This window comes from Vreelandella sp. L-15 (assembly GCF_056857635.1).
Genome location: NZ_JBSXNN010000044.1, coordinates 23,651 through 38,563, shown reverse-complemented (window position 1 = coordinate 38,563; position 14,913 = coordinate 23,651). Strand labels below are relative to the sequence as shown.

Genomic DNA, 14,913 nt, shown 5'->3' with positions numbered 1-14,913 from the left:
TAACTTCCTATGGCTTCCTTCAGACCCCACCGTTGGCCAGTGACGCCCTTGCCAGTCGGATTGTCTTCCCCTCAGTCGGGGTGACGCCATCTTCTTTCAGATGGCCGGGTTTGCCGGCTTCGCCGGGCAAACAAAAAAGGCGAGCCGAAGCTCGCCTTTAGTCGTTGATCAATAACGTTAATAGCGTGCGGGGGTTCGCATGGTGACGAACTCTTCGGCCCCAGTGGGGTGAATGCCTACCGTACGGTCGAAATCTTCTTTGGTAAGGCCTGCTCGAACGGCGATGGCAATACCCTGAATCAGCTCGCCTGCTTCTTCACCTACCATGTGAGCACCGACAACAACATCGCTGGCGTCATCGACAATCAGCTTCATCAACATGCGCTCCTGGCTACCGGAAAGCGTGTGCTTCATGGCTCTGAAATCAGTGCGGTAGACCCGTATTTTGGAAAACTTCTCCCTAGCCGCCTCTTCAGATAAGCCGACCGTACCGATATTGGGATGACAGAAAACGGCAGTAGGAATGGTGTCATAGTCCAATGGCCTAGGCGTTTTTTTATGGAAGTGAATATCCACCAGTTGCATCGCCTCTGCCAGAGCGACGGGCGTTAATTCAGGCCCAGCGATTAGGTCACCCAAAGCTAGTATTGAAGGAATCTGCGTCTCATAACGCTCATTCACGGACAGCTTGCCTTCGCTGTTTAGCTCAATCCCCAGTACATCGATACCCAGGCCGCTTGTATTCGCCTTGCGCCCAGTTGCGGCAAGCACCGCATCCACTTCTAAGGTTTCCCCAGTGGTTAGCTCAACCTGCAGAGCACCCTCTTTCCGTTCAATGCGCGCAATGTTGGCAGAAAAATGGAGGTTAACGCCCTTTTTGGCCATTTCATCACACGTGAACTCGCGGACTTCCTGGTCAAACCCTTTTAAAAACAGGTCTCCTCGATAAATCAAATGTGTCTCGCTGCCCAATCCGTTAAAAATACTGGCGAACTCGACGGCAATATAGCCACCACCCAGTACTAAAAACCTTTCAGGAAAGCTATCTAAGTCAAATACTTGGTTAGAGGTTAAGGTAAGATCGCTCCCTGGAAACTCGGGTGCCCAGGGCCAGCCGCCTGTCGCGAGTAAGATTTTTTCGGCGCTGACGCTCACTTCGCCATCTGCATTGGTTAGTGTCACTGTGTGCGGATCAACAACGCGGGCCCGAGCGTTAAACAGTGTTACCCCTGCGCCTTCTAGCATGCGCTGGTAGATGCCGTTAAGCCGTTTGATTTCGCTGGTTTTATTATCTCTTAACGTAGGCCAATCGAAGGTTGCTGGTGAGGCCAGCCGCCAGCCAAAACCTGCCGCATCATCAAAGCTGTCATGAAAATGAGCAGCATACGAGTATAGCTTTTTGGGTACACAGCCCACGTTGACACAAGTACCGCCTAAATAGCGATCTTCCGCAACAGCAACGCGTGCGCCGGTAGCTGCTGCCATACGTGCCGCGCGAACCCCACCTGAGCCCGCTCCAATTACAAATAAATCGAAGTCATATGCAGCATCCGCTGACATGGTTATCTCCTATCCACTGCCGTGCTTACCCTCTGCTAAGGTAAGCGCTAAGATTGACCTTCTGTGCAAGGGGGGGTTAAAACGCCCTACCTTGTAACAAAAATGCTGCTGCGCTACGCATGGACTCCCTCAACCCCTGAATAATGTTATCTCACGGAGATTCGATGTCTGATCAAATTGCTACGCTGCTGGATAATAATCGCGTTTGGGCTGAACGGATGTGTGAAGAGGATCCGGACTATTTCAAACGCCTTTCTAGCCAGCAAAACCCCGACTATCTATGGATTGGCTGTTCGGACAGCCGTGTACCGGCTAACCAGATTATTGCGCTACCACCAGGCGAAGTATTTGTGCATCGCAATGTCGCTAACCTTCTCCACCACACCGATATGAATGCGCTGTCGGTTGTTCAATATGCGGTGGATGTCCTCAATGTAAGCCATATCATGATTGTTGGGCATTATGGCTGTGGTGGTATTAAAGCAGCTGTCACGGGTGGTGAATGTGGCGTGGTAGATTATTGGCTTCACTCAGTCCGTGAACAGTACAACCGCCATCGAGACACACTCGATCACTTGCCCATTGAAGATCAAATTGATCGCATGTGTGAGTTGAATGTGAAGGCCCAGGTCAACAGTTTGTGCCGCACTAAAATCCTTCAGCGCGCTTGGCAGCGCGGCCAATCCATCTCGGTACATGGCTGGGTATACGGCCTGAGCGACGGTCGCGTGAAGGATTTAAACTGCACTATCAGTGGTCTTGAGCAGGTTGAAACGCTTTATCGCATTGATCGCGTTCAATCCAGCGACTAAACGCTGATGCCTACCGCTTCGTTAATCGTAGCGGTAGGCACGGTGACAACTTCGACAGCTAAGACCCACCTCAGAAAAAGCCCGTGTAGCTGCTCGATAATCTTCCTGTTCCGCAGCGTCTATTAAGACACCTACTTTCTCTTCCAAATCGACAAACCCAGCGGAAAAGTCATCCCATTCTTCCCATATTTCTGGTTTCGCATCAGAGCCTCGCCCATGGGTTCCAGCAATAAATGCGGGTAATAAGTGGGCTTGAGTAGCCTTCTCCTGCAGCTCCGCTAGGCGCGGGGCTGCACCACGAGCGTCTTGATTATTGACTAAGTCAAAGCGCAGCTGACGAAGCAGGCGTTCTAGATCTTTTAGCTCATCCTGTCGCCAGATAACTGCTTCACGCTCACTACCAAAAGGTGTGTCATCAACCGATTGTGGCATTGCGGGCGCTTGTTCAGCGTGAGCCCCAAGGCTAAATAAACCGAACACCACGAAGGTTCCGGCAGAACGGGCAACCTGACTTTGAAGGGGGCGATGAAGCAGCATATTTTTGGACCTCAACCAATGGGACACGTAACACCAGTACCTTTTAAACCGCAGTAACCGCCAGGATTTTTATCTAAATACTGCTGGTGATACGCTTCGGCGTAATAGAACACGTCGAGTGGCTTGATCTCTGTGGTGATACGCCCTTTGCCTGCGCGTTGCAATGCTGCTTGGAACGCCTCTGCGCTTTGCTTAGCAGCCGCCAGCTGGGCCTCGGTAGTGGTGAAAATAGCAGAGCGATACTGGCTACCAATATCATTACCTTGACGGTTACCTTGCGTAGGATCGTGCTGTTCCCAGAAGATGTTCAGCAGTGTGGTCAGACTTACCCGTTGTGGATCATACACCACTTTGACAACTTCGGCGTGCCCTGTTAAGCCTGTACAAGTCTCTTTGTACGTTGGATTGGGCGTGATGCCCCCAGCATAGCCCGCTGCCGTCACATACACCCCCGGCTGCTGCCAAAACAGCCGTTCTACCCCCCAGAAGCATCCCATACCCAACACAATTTCCTCATAACCTTCAGCAAACGGTGGGTGTATAGAGTGTCCGGTAATGGTATGAAGGTCGCTGGTCTCAATGGGTGTATCGCGCCCTTCTGGTGCTTGATGTCTCGTAAATAGCGTCATAACACCCTCTTCTATTCTATTGCTGCGGATAAATATAAGGATCGCCTGAGCGCGTGAACGTGTAAATTAGGTCAACGGCTTGGTTAGCACCAGACACCGCCTGTAGATACAGGTTCCGCCATAGCGTATAGCGTAAGGTTAGTTCTGCAATTGGGGAGAAAATACCTACGCCATAGCTAATGCGAAGATCATCAGACAGTTGGCCACTCACCGCTACCTGACTGTCGTCACCCGCCCCAGTGGTATCAAGTGTCAGGTCATCAATCCCAAACGCTTCCCCGATAGAGCCAACGGCCCCACCGGTGCGGCCAAGGGACATACCAATGAGCGCAGTGGTTAGTGCGCTATCAACACCACCGCCTGAAGCATCCGGCGCGCGGCCGCGTAGCAAATATGATAGCGCACGGGTCTCGTCCATCGCGGGCTCTGAAAAGATCATCACATTGGGCTGTTCGGCATTGCCTGTTACGCGCAGCCCTGCAATCACATCATCTTCGGTGACATCCGGGTTGCGGATGGCCTCAAAATCTAGCACCGGCAAGCCCGGAGGACCACTAAAGATCAGTTGACCACGACGAATCAATAGATCTTGCCCGAATGCCTGGAAACGACCATTTACTAAGTTGACGTCGCCAAACAGCTGAAGCGCTCCGCTATCCTGACGAATCTCCAGGCTACCGCCCAATCCTGACTCCAGGCCATAGGCGGCAATTTGCATATCGCGCCCAAGATTCAGTGTAATCAGCACATCCAGAGCCATGCCGGTGTCTGCCAGTTCATCAGCTGCACTGGGATCATTCCCAGCCTCTGCCGCAAGACGTGCTTGCCGTTCAGCCTCACGATCATCGCGCTCGGTAATGATAATTTCATCCGGGCTTGGCGATGTTGCTGACGAAGGTAGATCACCCACCTCTAAGCGAGCCCAGGGAAGATCCACATTGCCCCGTACCTGCAGACGCTCTGGGGTAATACGAATGCGAATATCTGGTGCTGCTTCCAGGCGACCGAACTGCGGTAATACCACCAGTAAAGGCTCTTGAGTTGCGTTTAGGTCTATGCCAATACGCCACGCTTCATCGGTAGGCCAATAAGCGTTACCGCTAATCGAAAGCCGGCCTCGCTCGGCAGCGAGAAAACCGTCTATATTTCCCTCTTCGCCATCAAAGGCTACCGCCAGCTCGCCATCCACAATAGTAATGGGAATATCGGGCCCGCTAATACGCAGGCTGCGTAAGGCTAGTTCACCCTGTAAATCAGGCTGGCTTGTGGTGCCACCAATTTGCACGCTGCCATTTAAGCCGCCTTCAAGCTCATCCATACCCACCAACATAGGGCGATAGTGTGCTAACGTGATGTTATTTGCCCGTAGCTGACCATCAAGCGCTCCCTGACCCAATGGGTCGTTTACCGCTAGATTAAGCGTAAGCTCACCTGCTTCCGACAGAGCAAGCAGTACATCCGCTTGGGCCTGTGCTTGATTGGCTTCAATTTTCGCATCCAGATTAATAGTGGGAAGCTCTACTGGCTGACCATAATCATTGACTGCCGTGATGGCTAACTCACTGAGCAGCTGAAGATTGGCTTGCCACTGCGCGCCTCCCTGCTCCCAGTTGGCTACTAGATCCGCCGTGGTGTCACCTTCAAAGCTCCACTCCTCTGGCAAGAAAGGTTCCAGCATCTCCATGGGTACTTCGCGAACACTCAGCACTGCACGCCCTTGGTCGGCTGACGCGGTAATGGGCTCTTCAGAGCATACGAGGCCACCCTGCAACCGACGTAGGCAGAAAGGTGTTAAGCGCGCCTGGCCGTTAGCAAGGTTGTAAGTGATATCCAGCGGCGCTTCCAAGCGAATGTCCCCCGCTTCTGAATCAACTTCCAGCGGGGTTAATCGCGCCTGATACTGTTGAGCCTGCTGGTTAAAGCGCCCGTCTAAGGCCAAATTAGCTTGGCTCAGAACGTTATCGGCTTCGCCTGTGGTGCTGAGTTGCAAGGCATGCTCGGAAAGTCGCCCGGTGAGGTCAAGGGCGACCGACGCTAGCGCTTGCCCACCTGCATTAACGCCTTGCAGATCCAGTTCGATATTGAGATCGGGGTCGTCAAGACCCTCGACATTACCCGACAGAGAGAGCGTAGTTAGCCTATTTTCAGCAAAGCGTAAACTGCGACCATTCAGCTCTACTACCACTTCTGGCCGGGAGAAACTGCCTTGGGCTTGAATATCACCGGTTAATGTCCCTGCTAGATCAGGATGTAAGCTTTGGAGCTGATTCAACGCGATATTGGCCTCAAGAGACATCGCCTCTTGGCTGAGTTGTCCTGATGCCGTTAGACGGTTATCACCTTGGGTAAAGAGCAGCTCTTCAATATCAACTTCCAGTTCGCTGTTAGCCTCAAGAGAAGCTTTGAGTGTGAGTGGGTACTCCTGTAGCTGCCCTTGGATATCTAGCTCCGGCAGGCTAATGTCCCAGCGCTCACCGCGCTGGCGTACGCTGGCGACGATATCACCACTTAGATTGCCAGCTAGCTGCGGAACAAACAGCGATGGATCTACATTATCCAAGCGCACGTTGGTATCGACCTCAATCGCCTCTTCCCAGCTTACCCGGCCCTCGCTGCTAAGCTCACTATCATTAATAGTGAGGGTGAGAGGTGACCAATGGAAAGAGGCTAAATCGCCCTCTCCACTCAAACGGATGGCGGTAGCAGGCACTTGTGGGCCTTCGGCATTCGTTTCAAGCGTTACTTGATAGGCCTCCAGGCTACCGTTGACACCAAGGCTAAGGTTTTCTAGCACGTAGCTCTCAGCTGTAGTGGCAGGTTCATCCGATGACGCCTCTGGAATCTCGCTGTTGTCAACTAGCGGCCACTGCAAACGGTCGCTCTCTAGTTGCGCTTCAAATGGGAGTGTGGGAGCTAACGCATCTACTTGTGCAGTCAATGACGCATTCACGGGCCCGGTTGCGTTGAGATTCGCGGTCAGGTCAGCAAGGCTACCAGAAAGATTCAGTGCCACCTGCTCACCGCTAAGTGCTGGGAATAATTCGGGTAGCCATAGTTCTGCACGAACCGCAGCATCCAGTGGGTAGTCGCCGCTTAGAGTGACATTGGCAGATAAGGTGGCGTCAGCATCAGGTGTGGCAAGCTCCAGAGTGCTTAGCGTTATGTCGCTGCCCTCGGCCCGAGCTTCTACAAGCAGTCGCTCAACCTGATACTCAGCAGCGCCACTTATTGTTACGTCAGTGACTAACAGTGATGCCAGCTCTACGTTAATCGGCAGCTGAATCTCGGGAAGCGTAAGCCGCTCACGCTCGCTAAGGGCAATAGCCTCATTGTCAGCCGCAGGCTTCGCCGGCTGAGCTAGCTGAATAGCGCCGTCTATACCGGCGGCGTTTAGCGATGTATCTATCTTTTGCGTCAACAGCACGCCGGGAGATGGCGGCAAGTAGAGAGAAAGCTCTTCCAGTGTGGTAGGTGCGATAGTGACTTGCTGCTGCTCGGCGGTTATGGAAGTAGCAAATGCTTCCCAGCCCACTTGTGTACCGTCGGCCAGCGTCAGCTGTACGTTATTGAGAGCGATATCGCGCAGTTCAATCGGAAACGGCAGATAAATGCTGAACGGTGGACTGCTTTCCTGTGGCGGCTCCTCGGTTGCTGAGCTTTCAGCTAAGCGAATATCTACACCTTCAACGCGTAGCGTGTCTAAGCATAACTGACCGGATAGCAAGCAATCTTCTGCCCAGGCAAGCTCAAAATCCTCTAGCGTAATTTGAGTGCCACCAACAGCCATTTGAAAGCCTTGCAGACGAAAGCTGTCCAGTAGCGCGCCCTCTTGCTGCTCGTAGGTGAAAAAACCACGTTGTTCACCTTGGGAAAACAGCTGCCCGGTTCCCCAAGGGGAGAGCGCCACCCCGGCAACTAAGGCAATTAACCCAAACAGCCATAACGGCAATACGATGATAAGGCGTAACAGGCTCCAGAACGCTAACCAAGTACGGCGCTTAGGTGAGAGCATCTGACGGTTTTGGGGCGCTTTTGAATCAACCTTAGCCAAAGAGCTCTCCTAGAATTCTGGACCAATCGAAAAGTGCACGCGGAAAGCGTCGTCGATATCAAAGGGATGTGCGATGTCGAAACGTATCGGGCCGACGGGAGACACCCAGCGCACGCCCACGCCCGCGCCTGTTTTAAGGCCAGTCGGGCCCCAATTATCGAACGCATCCCCTGTATCAATAAAGGTGGCGCCCCACCAGTCTCCCGTAACACGACGCTGATACTCTAATGTGGAGGTCAGCATTTGTTGGCCACCACGCAAGCGGCCTTCTTCATTACGCGGTGACAAGCTCTTGTAGGAGTAACCGCGTACGCTGCGATCACCGCCTGCGAAGAAACTCAGCGATGGCGGAAGCTTGTCAAAGTCACTGGTCTCGATAGCGCCAATGCTTAATCGAGCTAAAAAGCGGTTGTCATTGCCGATGGTGCGAATCCATTCGGTATCGCCGGTTAGCCGGGTGAATTTGGCGTCAGACCCCCAGGCTCTGTCAGAGTACTCAATCGATAACTGCTGACGATCGCCCCACAGAGGAAAACGTTGAGGACGAGTGCGGGTTCGCGACCACTGAATCCCTGGATAAAACAGCCAAACCTCATCAGCTTGGCCGCCTTGGGTAAAGTCTTCATACGTTGTGCGGAAGTAGAGCGTTTGTACCCAACGGTTCTCAAATTCCCAACGCCGAGCCACTCCTACGGTGCCTTCCAAGGATTTTGTGTCGCCATCGTCAATATTGCGCACGCCATACTGCAGGCGGTAGTTATCCCGTATCGGGTCCTCTAGCGGAATATTGTATACCCCCGTAAAACGCTGTTCAGGGGCAGAAAGATAGAGATCATGATCCAGACTGTGACCAAACCGGTTGATCCATGGCTGCTGCCAGCCAAAACGCAGGCGTGGGCCTACATCTGTGGCATAACCTATACCTACCTCAAACTGGTGGCGATCTGCCGGCTCGACACTGACATCGATGGGCAAGCGGGTATCGTCACGGCTGTTAATACTGAGAGCACTGGCAAGCGCTGCGCTACTTACTCTAGAGCGTTCAGGCTGCGATGCAGTGGCTTCGTTCCACCAGGGCGACCCTCCGCTCGGCGGAGCGATTGTCAATTCTTGAGCTGTCTCCAGCCGGGGCCGTACGGAGACAGAACTAAACCATCCTGTTTCAGCTAAACGCTGATTATAGCGGGCCAGGGATTCCGCTAGGTAAGGCTCACCAGCACGAAACGTCTGCATTTGTCGCAGCCGCTCAGGTTCAATATGGCTGCCCGTAATAAATGTATCGCCAAAGTGATAGCGTGGCCCGCTATCAAAGGTCATATAGAGGCGAGCGCTTTCCAAGTAAGGGCGCACTTCCATCCGTCGATCTGAAAAGCCCCAGTCGAAGTAGCCCCGCTCAATAGCTAGACCGGCAAACTGGCTACGTAGACTGTCCCAGGGGGCATGACGCAGCGGTTCCCCCTGCTTTAAAGGAAAATCATCAAGCGCGTCTTGGAAAGGGGGGTCATTGTTCGCATCCCCTGTAATACTGATGTCGAGTACTTCAATCACTACCTGAGGCCCTGATTCAATACGCACGGCGATGGACGGCTGATCTAGCTCGACAGTAATATCAGGTTCGTAATAGCCATATACTCGCATGGCTTCTTGCGTGCGCTGGCGTATTTCACCTTCCAAGCGGGCATCGGTGTACTGGTCGGCCTCAATATTTTCTAAATAGGCCTCAATATTAACTAGCACACGCCCATCAACACCGCTGATGTCTGCTTCAAGGGCCCAAGAGACCGATGAAGCAGACATCAGCGGCAGCACCAGTAAATACGCCACTTGTTTGGCCGTAGGCCACCGCCGTTGTCTTCCCATACCGTTATATCCCTAACCCTATCATCGGCTTAGTGGCTTGTTTCTTCCACATCGTGATGCTGCTATTTAATTGCGCAGCATTTCCATCTGCGCACTAAAGGCTAGCTGCGCCTGCCGGACCTGCCGTAAGTCGCTCTCAAGCGTGTTTAAGCGCTGGGTCCACTGCGCTTCCAGCGCTGTTAATTCAGCTTGGCTAGCAGGCTCTTCTTGAGTATTAACTTCAGCGACAGTAGAAGAGATCTGCGTTAACTGCTGCTCGATATTTTCCCGCCAGATACTCAATTGCTCTTCAGTAGCGGTTCGGTCGCTGGCTACCTGGCGCTCCATGGTATCGAGCCGCTGGTTGATGACCCCCTCTAAATGAGTAACCTCCTCCACTAAATTTTGCCTACCAGAGGTACCCGCTTGCTCTAAGGCATCTAGCGATGTCCGAATAGCGGCTAGCTGGCTATCACGAAGGGCTGCTTGCTCCTGAAATTGCTCGAATCGTTGTGAAAATGTCTCAAGCGCCTCATTTGATAAAAGCTCTTCATTTTCTGTGAGAAGCTCGTAGAGCTCTTCACGCGTATTAGTCAATGCCACAGCCAGCTGCTCCTGCTCTTGGAATAGAGTGGATATCTGAGCTTGTACAAAGGTTATCGCATCTTGGGCCTCTGTGTCATCGGAGTCGAGCCTTGCATGAAGATTAGACACCTCACCACTCACACGATGCACTTCTGCTAGCAACCTCTCTCTTTCGTACCAAACCCCTACTGCTGCTGCGCCTAATAGCAACATCAACAGAATCAATACGAGCCAAAGCGGCCATAATCGCGGCCCCCTGCGATGGCGTAAGTGCTGTGCTGTCAGGCTTTGATCCACGTCGGGAACAATACGCTGTGATGAAGTGGCATCGGACATATGTTTTCCTTAGAGCGTCGTTGGATCGGCGCGTCGTCCAATTCCCCGATAATGTAAGCCGCAGCTGGCTACAAAAGCGGGGTCGTAGATATTGCGTCCATCCAATATTAGCTTTTCGCGTAGCAGTGAGGCTAAGCGGTGCCAGTCAGGATTCCAGTAGGCTTTCCATTCGGTCACTAGCATCAGGGCGTCTGCACCCTGGCAGGCAAGATAAGGATCATCCTCGAACGTCATTAAATCATTCCGCTGCCCAACCGCCGAGTAGAGCGCTGGAATAGCCGCCGGGTCGTGTAGTTTGACCGTGACTCCCTGTGCCCAGAGCGCTTCAAGCAGCGTTAACACCGGTGCATGATCAATCCGGGCGGTGCCTGGTTTGAACGCGGCACCCCAGATCGCCACCGTTTTGCCTGCTAAATCTCCCTCAAAAAATCCCCACAACTTTCTGAACAGCGTCTCTTTTTTCTGCTCATTGATGTCCATCACCTGCTCAAGCAGCGCCGAGTAGCGACCACTGGATGACTGAACATCGGCTAAGCGCATCAAATCACGCGAGAAGTTAGGGCCACCAAAGCCACATCCTGGATAAAGGTACTCAAACCCTATCCGCGTATCTGCGCCCATACCCTGGCGTACATGCTCAACGTCTACTCCTAACGTATCGGCAAGACCTGCAATTTCATTCATATAGCTGATACGGGTAGCCAACATACCATTGATGGCCAGCTTGGTCAGTTCAGCGGCACGACAAGGCATGCATTGAAACACTTCGCTACGACGATTGAAGGCACGCAGTAGCTCTCTTGTCATTTGCTCACCCATGGCGTCATCGCACCCGAGCAGCCAGCGCACTGGACGAGTAAAAGAGAGCCAGGCTCGCCCTTCTTCCAGAGTGTCAGGCAGTGCCACACGACTATGCTGGTGTCCCATTAGCGAATGCAAACGCTCGGTCTCGCCCACTGGGAATGTTGAATTATTGACCAGCACCGCGCCGCTGTACTCCTGAAACATTGGGTGTTGTAAAAGCGAATTGGCTGACTGACGCTGACTAGGAGAAAGCGCTAACCAAACAATATCAGGCGTTTCAGAGACGTCAGGAGTAGCAACGATGGTTAAGTTGCCTGCTGCCATGGCTTGCTCAATCTGTGCCATCAGCGATGGTTCTCGGCGTAGCCAGTCAGCACTGGCCAGCGTTGGCCACGGAACGCTCTCGTGGAGTAACCAGTCAACGTGATGACCTACCCAAGCAAGCGCCGCCGCCGCAGTTGCGGCGCTTAATTCACTACCATGCAGCAATACACGCATTCAGATACTCTCCCTGGCCAATAAGCGCCGATAAAATAAAGTGTTAGGCGTCATGCTGAGTTCCTTTCCATGCGTTTCGCGTCAGGAGTGGTTAGAATAACCATAATACTCAACGTTTGAGTGGATGCCACCTTGCCGCTAACCACCGCGAAATGGCAAACCATATTCATTTCACTCAAGACCAACTGCCGATGGGGGTTACACCATGTCAGTGACACTTCAGGATAGCACCACTCGCCGCTATCAAGACAATGTCGATGCCGCAGAAGTTGCGAAATTTGAAGCACTTGCCAGTCGCTGGTGGGATCCAGAGAGCGAATTTAAACCGCTTCACGATATTAACCCTCTGCGCTTGGACTTTATCGATGCTCGGGCTGGGCTGGCTGGTAAGAAAGTGCTGGATGTAGGTTGCGGTGGCGGTATTTTGAGCGAATCGATGGCCCATCGAGGAGCCAGCGTGACGGGCATTGACCTAGGGGAAGCACCGCTAGGGGTGGCGCGGCTTCACGCTGAAGAGAGTGGCGTTACGGTAGAGTACCGGCATATCAGCGTTGAAGGTTTAGCCGCTGAAGAGCCCGGGCACTATGATGTGGTGACCTGCATGGAGATGTTGGAGCATGTACCCGACCCCGCTTCGGTTATCCGTGCCTGCAGTACACTGGTTCGCCCTGGAGGCTATGTATTTTTCTCAACGCTTAACCGCACACCGAAGTCTTACGCCTTTGCCATCCTAGGGGCCGAATACGTGTTGAAGCTGCTGCCCCGTGGTACCCACGACTACGCCAAGTTTATTCGCCCTTCCGAAATGGCACACTGGGCGCGTACGGCATCTCTTGAGGTGCGTGAGCAAACGGGACTTACTTATAACCCTATTACACGGCACTATCGTCTGGTTCCTCATGATGTATCCGTCAATTACATGATGTACTGCCGCAAAGCGAGCGAGTAAATGTTGATACCCTCCCCCCAGGCGATACTGTTTGATTTAGATGGCACATTGGTAGATACCGCCCCCGACTTGGCTGCCGCAACTAACGCGTTAAGAGCCCATCACGGCTTAGCGGCCCTGCCGTTCCAGGAAATACGTGGGCAAGTGTCTAATGGTGGCAGCGCCCTGGTCACGCTGGCGCTTGGCCTTGAAAGCGGTAGTGACGAGCATGATGAGGCAAGGCAGTTCTTGCTGGATGCTTACGAGCAAGCAGTGGCGGTCCATAGCAAGCTTTTCGAGCCGTTAAATGAGTGGCTAACGCAGTGGCACAGTGAAGAGCGACTTTGGGGAATTGTTACTAATAAACCGCGGCGCTATACCTTGCCGCTTTTGGAAGCGCTGGCGCTAACGCCAGGGGCGTTGCTCTGCGCTGATGACTTAAGTGTTAAAAAACCTGCGCCTGAGCCGCTTTGGGAAGCAGCAAAACGCCTCGGTGTTTCCCCCGAGGCGTGCTGGTATATTGGCGACCATGTTCGCGATATGCAAGCGGCTAAAGCAGCCGGTATGACAGCTGTCGCCGTGGGCTATGGCTATATCAGTGAAGAAGACGACTACCAGAGCTGGCCTGCCGACCTGTGGTTTACAACGTGTGATGAGCTGGTAGCCGCTCTTCATGACCACCGCACTGATTAGCCTTCGCCAGTGTGGAAACGTTAGACGCGTGGCGGCTGGGCATCAAACTTCTGGCCGCTAACGCCTTTACTATCAGGCCCCATCAACCATAGGTAAGTGGGCATAACCTCTTCAGGCGTACGCAGTGTAAACGGATCTTCACCTGGGTAAGCAGTGCGGCGCATTTGGGTACGCGTAGCGCCTGGATTCAGCGTATTCACCCGAACATTCGTCTGATTCTCTAATTCATCAGCCAGCACCTCCATAAATCCTTCTGTGGCGAATTTTGACACAGAATAGGCACCCCAATACGCACGCCCTTTACGGCCAACGCTGGAGGAAGTGAAGATAACCGATGCATCATCAGACGCCTGGAGCAATGGCAGCAGCGCTTGAGTCATCCAGATGGGACCATTGATATTGACCTGCATTACCTGACCCCACAGTTCGGGATTATACTGCTCGAACGGAGTAATGCGGCCAAGCAGCCCAGCGTTGTGCAATAACCCATCTAGACGGCCAAACTCTTTATCCAGCGTTTCTGCCATATCGTGAAAATCTTTGAGTGTCGCCCCTTCAAAATTGAGCGGAAAAATAGCCGGCTGTGGCCCGCCAGCCGCTTCAATTTCATCATAAACGCGTTCAAGTTTAGCAATAGTGCGGCCTAGCAATATAACGGTAGCCCCATGACGGGCATAGGTTAATGCCGCCGCGCGGCCAATCCCATCTCCCGCACCGGTTACCAACACGACGCGATTTTCTAGCAGATTGGGCGCTGGTTGATAGTCGATTTTGCAGCTCATGAGGTTTCCTTGAAGCTAAAAAAGTAAACGGTATTAACCCGCCGACTGGCGTAAGAAGTCATTGGCCAACCCAGCGGCACTGCTTTGGGGATAGTCATCCCGCACTTGTTCCAACAGCTCGCGGCTACGCTCTGCTTCGCCTTTACGCGCCTTAACCAAGCCGAGTTTGTAGAGCGCATCGGGTACTTTGGTACTACCGTTGTACTGCTCAATAACGCGCGTGAAGGCTTGATCAGCTGCATCTAACTCACCCTCTGCAGCATAAAGTTCGCCCAGCCAGTAATGGCCGTTCGCCGTCAAGCTACTTTCTGGGTGGTCGGCCACAAAGGACTCAAAGGCCGCAATAGCATCTTCAAACTGGCGCGCCTGAACGTGGGCAAATGCAGCTTGATAAGCCGCTTGTGCGTCTTCACTTACATTACGAGTGGAAGGCGCTTGCACAACCTGCTCAGCCGCTTCAGGCTCAACATCAGGAGTCGCCTGCTCTATCTGGCTTGGTGCACTGCTGGTCATCAAGCGGTCTTCGATATCTAAATACTGCTGCTGTGTTTGATTGCGCAGTTGCTCCAGCTGGTGGCGTAACTCTTCAATTTGACCACGTAACTGCTGAATTTCTTGCTGGTGCTCCTGGACTTGGTTAAAGAGCACAAGGTTACCGCCTGAAGGCTCTTGTCGCTGAGTTTGCTGATAAAAGCTGTTCGACGAATCTGAAGAAAGGTCTTGAACGAGCGGCTGCTGAGCAAGAGCGGACACAGGCAGTAGTGATAAGGGCAATACGGACAGCGGGAGCGCTATGGCTCCCGCACCGCACAGCCTCTCAAAATAGCGTTTGAGACTGTGATTCATGATAGCTCCGAGT

The 14,913-nt window shown here is 53.0% G+C and carries 12 protein-coding genes; 3 read left to right on the top strand and 9 right to left on the bottom strand.

The genetic code is table 11. The annotated features are described in order from the left end of the window. Positions 1-177 precede the first annotated feature (177 nt). A complete protein-coding gene (gorA, locus tag AC13CY_RS05970) occupies positions 178-1,560 on the bottom strand; it encodes a glutathione-disulfide reductase (RefSeq protein WP_074210589.1) in 1,383 nt (460 codons plus the stop codon). 164 nt (positions 1,561-1,724) lie between these two features. On the opposite strand from gorA, the gene can reads away from it, so the two are divergent. Further along, a complete protein-coding gene (gene can, locus AC13CY_RS05965; protein ID WP_074210590.1) occupies positions 1,725-2,372 on the top strand; it encodes a carbonate dehydratase in 648 nt (215 codons plus the stop codon). A gap of 21 nt (positions 2,373-2,393) precedes the next feature. Here the strand turns inward: can and AC13CY_RS05960 are convergent, their stop codons facing one another. The 6 genes from AC13CY_RS05960 to AC13CY_RS05935 all read right to left on the bottom strand — a co-directional run bounded on the left by AC13CY_RS05960 (position 2,394) and on the right by AC13CY_RS05935 (position 11,651). Further along, a complete protein-coding gene (locus AC13CY_RS05960; protein WP_083602206.1) occupies positions 2,394-2,909 on the bottom strand; it encodes a c-type cytochrome in 516 nt (171 codons plus the stop codon). Positions 2,910-2,920: 11 nt separating this feature from the next. Next, on the bottom strand, positions 2,921-3,538 hold the full coding sequence (gene msrA, locus AC13CY_RS05955; protein WP_074210591.1) for a peptide-methionine (S)-S-oxide reductase MsrA: 618 nt from the start codon (positions 3,536-3,538) through the stop codon (positions 2,921-2,923). A gap of 16 nt (positions 3,539-3,554) precedes the next feature. Then, positions 3,555-7,550 (bottom strand): autotransporter assembly complex protein TamB, encoded by a 3,996-nt coding sequence (gene tamB / locus AC13CY_RS05950; protein WP_074211606.1) that lies wholly within the window; start codon positions 7,548-7,550, stop codon positions 3,555-3,557. A 48-nt stretch (positions 7,551-7,598) separates the two neighbouring features. Next, positions 7,599-9,449 (bottom strand): autotransporter assembly complex protein TamA, encoded by a 1,851-nt coding sequence (tamA, locus tag AC13CY_RS05945; protein WP_074210592.1) that lies wholly within the window; start codon positions 9,447-9,449, stop codon positions 7,599-7,601. A 66-nt stretch (positions 9,450-9,515) separates the two neighbouring features. Continuing rightward, on the bottom strand, positions 9,516-10,349 hold the full coding sequence (locus AC13CY_RS05940; protein WP_074210593.1) for a coiled-coil domain-containing protein: 834 nt from the start codon (positions 10,347-10,349) through the stop codon (positions 9,516-9,518). A gap of 9 nt (positions 10,350-10,358) precedes the next feature. Then, entirely contained in the window at positions 10,359-11,651 is a 1,293-nt protein-coding gene (locus tag AC13CY_RS05935) for a nucleotide sugar dehydrogenase (protein ID WP_289111334.1), read from the bottom strand. Between the two features lie 205 nt (positions 11,652-11,856). Here AC13CY_RS05935 and ubiG point away from each other — a divergent pair, with 205 nt between their 5' ends. Both ubiG and AC13CY_RS05925 read left to right on the top strand, forming a co-directional pair. Beyond that, on the top strand, positions 11,857-12,600 hold the full coding sequence (gene ubiG / locus AC13CY_RS05930) for a bifunctional 2-polyprenyl-6-hydroxyphenol methylase/3-demethylubiquinol 3-O-methyltransferase UbiG (RefSeq protein WP_044630063.1): 744 nt from the start codon (positions 11,857-11,859) through the stop codon (positions 12,598-12,600). Beyond that, the gene (locus tag AC13CY_RS05925) at positions 12,601-13,272 is read left to right on the top strand and encodes an HAD family hydrolase (protein ID WP_044630064.1); all 672 of its coding nucleotides are present in this window, start codon (positions 12,601-12,603) and stop codon (positions 13,270-13,272) included. It abuts the gene before it with no gap. Positions 13,273-13,292: 20 nt separating this feature from the next. On the opposite strand, the gene AC13CY_RS05920 is transcribed toward AC13CY_RS05925, so the two are convergent. Both AC13CY_RS05920 and ybgF read right to left on the bottom strand, forming a co-directional pair. Then, positions 13,293-14,054 (bottom strand): YciK family oxidoreductase, encoded by a 762-nt coding sequence (locus AC13CY_RS05920; RefSeq protein ID WP_062359686.1) that lies wholly within the window; start codon positions 14,052-14,054, stop codon positions 13,293-13,295. Between the two features lie 33 nt (positions 14,055-14,087). Next, a complete protein-coding gene (ybgF, locus tag AC13CY_RS05915) occupies positions 14,088-14,900 on the bottom strand; it encodes a tol-pal system protein YbgF (RefSeq protein ID WP_054641211.1) in 813 nt (270 codons plus the stop codon). Between the last annotated feature and the right edge of the window lie 13 nt (positions 14,901-14,913).